Consider the following 6,000-nt stretch of genomic DNA (forward strand, 5'->3'; position numbering starts at 1 on the left):
GTTCCACCCCCGGCGCGCGACGAGCGGCAACGCCGCGCGGCAACTCCGCGCCCGGAAGTTCACCCCTTCCGGGGCGTTTGCCCGGGTCCCGGCACCGTGCACCACGGCAGGAAGATCTGCACCAGCGGGCCGATCGCCAGTGCGTACGCGACCGTGCCGACCCCGGCGGTGCCGCCCAGCAGGACGCCGGCGACCAGTACCGTCACCTCGATGCCGGTGCGGATCAGCCGCAGCGAACGCCCGGTGCGCCGGTGCAGGCCGGTCATCAGGCCGTCGCGCGGGCCGGGGCCCAGGCGGGCACCGATGTAGAGGCCGGTGGCCAGGCCGTTGAGCACGATCGCGGCAACCATCAGCGCGATCCGGGCAGGCAGCCCGTGCGGGCCGTCGACCAGCCGCAGCGTGAGGTCCATCGAGGCGCCCAGCACCAGCACGTTGGCGACGGTGCCGACGCCCGGGCGCTGGCGGATCGGGATCCACAGCAGCAGGACCAGGGCGCCGCAGATGGTCACCCAGGTGCCCACCGAGAGGCCTGCGACGCGCTGCAGGCCCTGGTGGAAGACGTCCCACGGGTCGAGGCCGAGGCCGGAGCGCAGCATCAGCGCCATGCTCGCGCCGTACAGGTAGAGGCCGACGGCGAGCTGCGGGATCCGGCGGCCCAGGGCGTGGGTGTCGCCGAGCACCCGGGCGGCGAGCGGGGGCCGGGCGGCCTCCGGGGCGGGTTCGGACGTGGTCGTGGGCGTGGTCGTGGTGGCCATCGGGCGCTCCTGCGGGTGGTGCTGCACCCCGGGCGGCCCCGGCGGTGGCGGACTCGACGGCCGCACTGCCATGATGGTCAGGCCAATAGAGCCCACTCCAGGGCCAATTTCGAGCAAGTGGACTGATCAGCCTTGGCCGACTGGCACACCACCGTCACCCCGCCCGCGCTCGCCCGGCTGCTCGCCGCCGCCCGGCTGCCCGAGCCGGCCACCGCCCGCCGCCCCGCCTACCGGACCCTCGCCGGGCAGATCCGGCTGCTGGTCACCGAGGGCCGCCTGCCGGTCGGCGCCCGGCTGCCCGCCGAGCGCGAACTCGCCGGCGCCCTGGAGCTGAGCCGCACCACCGTCGCCACCGCCTACGAGACCCTGCGCGCCGACGGCTACCTGCTCAGCCGCCGCGGCGCCGGCAGCTGGACCACCCTGCCCGAGGGCGCCCCGCCGCCCAGCGACGCGCTGCACCCCGTCCCCCCGGACGAGCAGGGCCGCACCCTGGACCTCGGCGTCGCCGCCCTGCCGGCCCCGCAGCCCTTCCTCGGCGAGGCCGCCGTCCGGGCCGTCGAGCAGCTGCCCTGCTACGCCGCCGGGCACGGCCACTACCCCACCGGCGTCCCGGTGCTGCGCGAGGCCCTCGCCCGCCGCTACACCCAGCGCGGCCTGCCCACCACCCCCGACCAGATCCTCGTCACCACCGGCGCGATGGGCGGGCTGCACCTGGTCCAGCGGGCGCTGATCGGCCGCGGCGACCGGGTCGCCGTCGAGGCGCCCAGCTACGCCCACACCCTCCAGGCGCTCCGGATCACCGGCGCCCGCCTGGTGCCGGTGCCGTACGGCTACCGCCCCCAGCCCGAGTGGGACCTCACCGAGTGGCGCGGGGTGCTGCGCGGGGCCGCGCCCAAGGTCGCCTACGTGATCCCGGACTTCCACAACCCGACCGGCGCGCTGATCGGCGAGGAGCAGCGCCGCGAGCTGCTGGCCGCCGCCCGGGCCGCAGGCAGCGTCGTCCTGGTCGACGAGACCACCGCCGAACTCGGCTGGGGCGTACCGGAGTCCGTCCCGCTGCCGCGCCCGATGGCGGCGCTGGACCGGTCCGCCCAGGTGGTCACCGTCGGCTCGGCCAGCAAGCTGCTCTGGGGCGGCCTGCGGATCGGCTGGGTCCGGGCCGCGCCCGCGCTGGTGCGCCGGCTGGCCGCCGACCGGGTCTACAGCGACGTCGGCACACCGGTCCTGGAACAGCTGATCGCCGCCGAACTGCTGGGCGAGCCGCTGCCCGCCGTCCGGGCGCACCAGCTGGACCGGCTGCGGGCGACGGCGCACGCCTTCGCCGCCGCACTGCCCGAGCACCTGCCGGGCTGGTCGTTCACGCCGCCGCCCGGCGGGCTCTCGCTCTGGGTGTCCACCGGCGGGCTGTCCGGCGCGGCGCTGGCCCGGTCCGGGGAACGCGCCGGGGTGCGGATCGCCTCGGGCAACCGGTTCGGCTCGGACGGCGCGTTCGAGCACCACGTCCGGATCCCGCTCACCGTGCCGGCCCCGGCCGTCCCCGCCGCTGTGCAGCGGCTCGCCGAGACCGCCGCCCGGGCGACGGCGGGCGGCCGGTACGGGCCGCCCGGCGACACCCCGCCGCTGGCGATCTGACCAGCGGCCTGACGGGCCATCAGCAGTGGGTGTTCGCCCGCCCGCGCCAACCCGTCACCGGCAGCGCGAACTTGGCCACCAGCCGGTCGGTGAACGGCGCCCGGTGCAGTCTGGCCAGGCGCACCGGGGTCTGCCCCCGGCGGACCTCCACCCGTGCGCCGGCGGGCAGTTCGACCGTGCGCCGCCCGTCGCACCAGAGCACGCCGTGCGGGGTCTTGGGCTGCACCTCGACGGCCAGCACCGAATCCGGCGAGGTCACCAGCGGGCGGGCGAACAGCGCGTGCGCGGAGATCGGCACCATCAGCAGCGCCTCCACCTCCGGCCACACCACCGGCCCGCCGCCGGAGAACGCGTACGCGGTGGAACCGGTCGGTGTCGCGCACACCACGCCGTCGCAGCCGAAGTTGGAGACCGGGCGGCCGTCCACCTCGGTCACCACCTCCAGCATCCGCTCCCGGGACGCCTTCTCGATCGACGCCTCGTTCAACGCCCAGTCCTGGTGCACCACATCGCCGTTGGTGCGGACGATGACATCGATCGTCATCCGCTCCTCGACCTCGTAGTCGGCGTCGACCACCCGCTCGACCACCACGGCCAGATCGTCCCGCTCGGCCTCGGCGAGGAACCCGACCCGACCCAGGTTGATCCCGAGCATCGGCAACCCGTGCTCGCGGGCCAGCTCCGCCCCGCGCAGCAGCGTCCCGTCCCCGCCGGCGACCAGGATCAGCTCGCAGCCGTCCGCCGCGCCCGGCCCCCCGGCCACCTTCTCGACCCCGTCCGGCAGGTCCAGGTCCAGCGCCTCGGAGGCGAGCAGTCTGATCCGGATGCCCGCCTTCAGCAGCCCGTGCACCAGGGCCTCGACGCTGCGCAGCGCCGCCGCCCGGCCGGTGTGCGCGATCAGGAAGACCGTACGTTCTTCATCGCTCATGCCGCTGCCCTCTCCCTCACGCCTGCCGGGTCGCCTTCGGCCCCGGTACGGCCGCGTCACACAGCATGACGGACCGGACGCCCCCACAGCACCCTATCGGGGCCCCTCCGCGACGGCCCGGTCCGCCTCGGCGGGATCCAGCTGCGGGGCGTCCCGGCGCAGCCACAGGAAGTACTCCACGTTCCCGGACGGGCCCGGCAGCGGGCTCGCGGTGACGGCGCGCACGCCCAGCCCGAGCTCCCACGCCTGCCCGGCGACCTGGCGCACCATCTCGGCACGCAGCTGGGGGCTGCGCACCACCCCGCCGCTGCCCAGACGCTCCTTGCCGATCTCGAACTGCGGCTTGACCATCAGCACCAGGTCCGCGTCCCCGGCCGCGCAGGCGGCCAGCGCGGGCAGCACCAGGCCCAGCGAGATGAACGACAGGTCGCCGACCACCAGGTCGACCGGGGTGCCGCCGATCAGCTCCAGGGTCAGCTCCCGGACGTTGGTGCGGTCCATCACCGTCACCCGCTCGTCGCTCTGCAGCGACCACGCGAGCTGCCCGTAGCCGACGTCCACCGCCAGCACGCCGACCGCGCCGGCCCGCAGCAGGACGTCGGTGAAGCCGCCGGTGGAGGCGCCCGCGTCCAGCGCCCTGCGGCCCTCGACCACCAGGCCCTGCGGGACGAAGGCGGCGAACGCCCCGGCCAGCTTGTGCCCGCCGCGCGAGACGTAGTCGGGATCGTTGTCGTCCTTGGCCACCACGACCGCCGCCGAGGTCTCCACCTGGGTGGCCGGCTTGGTCGCGGTGGTGCCTCCGACGGTCACCCGGCCGGCCGCGATCAGCTCGGACGCGTGCTCACGCGACCGGGCCAGCTTGCGGCGGACCAGCTCCGCGTCGAGTCGGCGTCGTGCCACTGCCACTGGTGTTTCAGCTCCTACGAATCCTGCGGGTCGTTCCAGGGTCATTCCTGGTCGAGCGCGGCCAGCGTGTCGGCCAGCCGCTGGTGAACATCTTCGTACACCTCGACGTGTGCCTCGGCCGGGACCCCGTCCAGGGCCTCCAGCCGGGCCAGTCCGGCGTCCACCGCGGGGTGGCCGGTCGGGGTCGGTTCCACGCCGAGCGGTTCGACGGCTTCAGCTGGTCCGGTCATCGGGCTTCTTCGTGCTGGTGGCCTTGCGGACGGTGGTCTTCTTCGTCGCCGTGCGCTTCGCGGGCGCCTTGGGCTGCGCGGCCGACTCGGCGGCGGCCTGCTGCGCGGTGGCGGTCTTCTTGACGGCCGTCTTGCGCACGGTCGTCTTCTTGGCGGCCGTCTTCTTGGCCACCGGCTTCTTGGCGGCCGCCTTCTTCGCCGGGGACTTCTTCGCCCCGGCCCGGCCCCCCGCCGGGGCCTGCTCCGTCGGGGCCTTCTCCATCGAGGTCTGCTCCGCCGAGGTCTGCTCCGCCGCCGGGGCCTTCTTCACCGGGGTCCGCTTCGCGGCGGCCTTCCCCGGTAGCGACGGCCGTACCGGCGGGACGGGCGGGTCGACCTCGACCGGCTCGTCCACCTCCACCCGTTCGGCCACTATCGGCTCCCCCGCCACCGGGGCCGCCGACTGCTCGTCCGCCCGCTCCCAGCCGCGCCCGAACAGGTCGTCCGCCCGGGGCGCCGGCGTCGGCTCCGCCGCCTCGTCGACCCCGGCCGACCGCACCGCGGGCTCGGCCTCCTCCTCGACCTCGCGCAACTTGCTCTCCAGGTAGGCGAGCACCACGCCGACCTTCATCACCTGGTCGCCGACCTTCTCGAAGGCCTTCTCCACCTCGCCGCGCGCCACCCCGACGGCCAGGTCCACCCCGGCCCGCCCGGCGGTGACCGCCTCCTCCGCCAGCGTCTGCAGCGTCTTCGCCGACGGCGGGAACTGCCCTCCCAGCCGGCGCTCGACCTCGGTGACGTCGACGCCCGTCCGCTCCAGGATCACGGCCGCCGTCCCGACGACCCGCTTGCCGACCTCCTCCGCCAGCCCGGCGGCGACCTCCACCACTCCCCGCACCGTCCTCGGCAGCATCCGGGTGCCTCCTTAGCGCCTGCGCGCATCGCTCCGTCGCCGTCGGTGCCCGGGCCGATCCGGGCACCCCACGGACGACGCTACCGCCAAAACCCGCCTGCGGTACCGTGGCCCGGCAGGGACCATCGCCGTCACCTGCCGCAACCACCAGGGAGCCCAGGGAGGGGAACCACCGCCATGGCCAACGCCGAGGAGTGCCGCGAGGCGCTGGAACAGCTCAGCCGGAACATGGCGAAGTCCACCGGTGACGTCCGCAAGGCGGCCGCCCTCGACCGCTCGCTCAGCTGCCGGATCACCGACCTCGACCTGACCTTCACCGGCCAACTGCGCGACGGCCGGATCCAAGGCCTCGCCTCGGCCCCCGGCGCCCCGGCCGAGAAGGCGGCGATCCGGCTCACCATGAGCAGCGACGACCTGGTCGCCGTGGTCTTCGGCGGGCTCAACTTCGCGTCCGCCTGGGCGGGCGGCCGGATCCGGCTGGAGGCGGGCTTCCGCGACCTGCTGCGGCTGCGCACCCTGCTCTGAACCCGGCCGCCGTGGTCCTTCCCTCTTGGGCCCGAACTGTCGGCGACGGGTGAAAGCTGACCGCTGAACGGCGGATCAAATGGGACCCACCTCGCAGTCGTCTGATCATCCTGATCTTCAGAGGTCAGGAGG

The 6,000-nt window shown here is 74.9% G+C and carries 7 protein-coding genes; 2 read left to right on the plus strand and 5 right to left on the minus strand.

The genetic code is table 11. The features are described 5' to 3' along the window. Positions 1–59: 59 nt before the first annotated feature. Positions 60–605 carry a hypothetical protein gene (locus AB0R04_RS23375; protein ID WP_363374237.1) on the minus strand — a complete coding sequence of 182 codons (546 nt, stop codon included), beginning with the start codon at positions 603–605 and terminating at the stop codon, positions 60–62. A 282-nt stretch (positions 606–887) separates the two neighbouring features. Here AB0R04_RS23375 and AB0R04_RS23380 point away from each other — a divergent pair, with 282 nt between their 5' ends. Continuing rightward, positions 888–2,387, plus strand: a complete 1,500-nt coding sequence (locus AB0R04_RS23380; RefSeq protein ID WP_363374210.1) for a PLP-dependent aminotransferase family protein — start codon at positions 888–890, stop codon at positions 2,385–2,387. A gap of 19 nt (positions 2,388–2,406) precedes the next feature. On the opposite strand, the gene AB0R04_RS23385 is transcribed toward AB0R04_RS23380, so the two are convergent. From AB0R04_RS23385 to AB0R04_RS23400, 4 genes are all read right to left on the minus strand, one after another. Further along, entirely contained in the window at positions 2,407–3,315 is a 909-nt protein-coding gene (locus AB0R04_RS23385) for an NAD kinase (protein ID WP_063349647.1), read from the minus strand. A 93-nt stretch (positions 3,316–3,408) separates the two neighbouring features. Further along, a complete protein-coding gene (locus tag AB0R04_RS23390; protein ID WP_363374213.1) occupies positions 3,409–4,266 on the minus strand; it encodes a TlyA family RNA methyltransferase in 858 nt (285 codons plus the stop codon). Further along, the gene (locus AB0R04_RS23395) at positions 4,263–4,451 is read right to left on the minus strand and encodes a hypothetical protein (protein ID WP_363374216.1); all 189 of its coding nucleotides are present in this window, start codon (positions 4,449–4,451) and stop codon (positions 4,263–4,265) included. The genes AB0R04_RS23390 and AB0R04_RS23395 overlap by 4 nt, the downstream gene beginning before the upstream one ends. Further along, positions 4,435–5,343: a histone H1-like repetitive region-containing protein gene (locus AB0R04_RS23400; RefSeq protein WP_363374218.1), complete on the minus strand. Its 909-nt coding sequence runs from the start codon at positions 5,341–5,343 to the stop codon at positions 4,435–4,437. The genes AB0R04_RS23395 and AB0R04_RS23400 overlap by 17 nt, the downstream gene beginning before the upstream one ends. Before the next feature lie 177 nt (positions 5,344–5,520). On the opposite strand from AB0R04_RS23400, the gene AB0R04_RS23405 reads away from it, so the two are divergent. Next, on the plus strand, positions 5,521–5,868 hold the full coding sequence (locus tag AB0R04_RS23405) for an SCP2 sterol-binding domain-containing protein (RefSeq protein WP_363374220.1): 348 nt from the start codon (positions 5,521–5,523) through the stop codon (positions 5,866–5,868). Positions 5,869–6,000 lie beyond the last annotated feature (132 nt).

This window comes from Kitasatospora sp. NPDC056731, assembly GCF_040687675.1.
Classification (GTDB): domain Bacteria; phylum Actinomycetota; class Actinomycetes; order Streptomycetales; family Streptomycetaceae; genus Kitasatospora.

Bases quoted from the DNA above. Each gene is read 5' to 3' on its own strand.
- AB0R04_RS23375 (WP_363374237.1), bottom strand. From the start codon at position 605: ATGGCGCTGATGCTGCGCTCCGGCCTCGGCCTCGACCCGTGGGACGTC.
- AB0R04_RS23385 (WP_063349647.1), bottom strand. From the start codon at position 3,315: ATGAGCGATGAAGAACGTACGGTCTTCCTGATCGCGCACACCGGCCGG.
- AB0R04_RS23390 (WP_363374213.1), bottom strand. From the start codon at position 4,266: ATGACCCTGGAACGACCCGCAGGATTCGTAGGAGCTGAAACACCAGTG.
- AB0R04_RS23395 (WP_363374216.1), bottom strand. From the start codon at position 4,451: ATGACCGGACCAGCTGAAGCCGTCGAACCGCTCGGCGTGGAACCGACC.
- AB0R04_RS23400 (WP_363374218.1), bottom strand. From the start codon at position 5,343: ATGCTGCCGAGGACGGTGCGGGGAGTGGTGGAGGTCGCCGCCGGGCTG.
- AB0R04_RS23405 (WP_363374220.1), top strand. From the start codon at position 5,521: ATGGCCAACGCCGAGGAGTGCCGCGAGGCGCTGGAACAGCTCAGCCGG.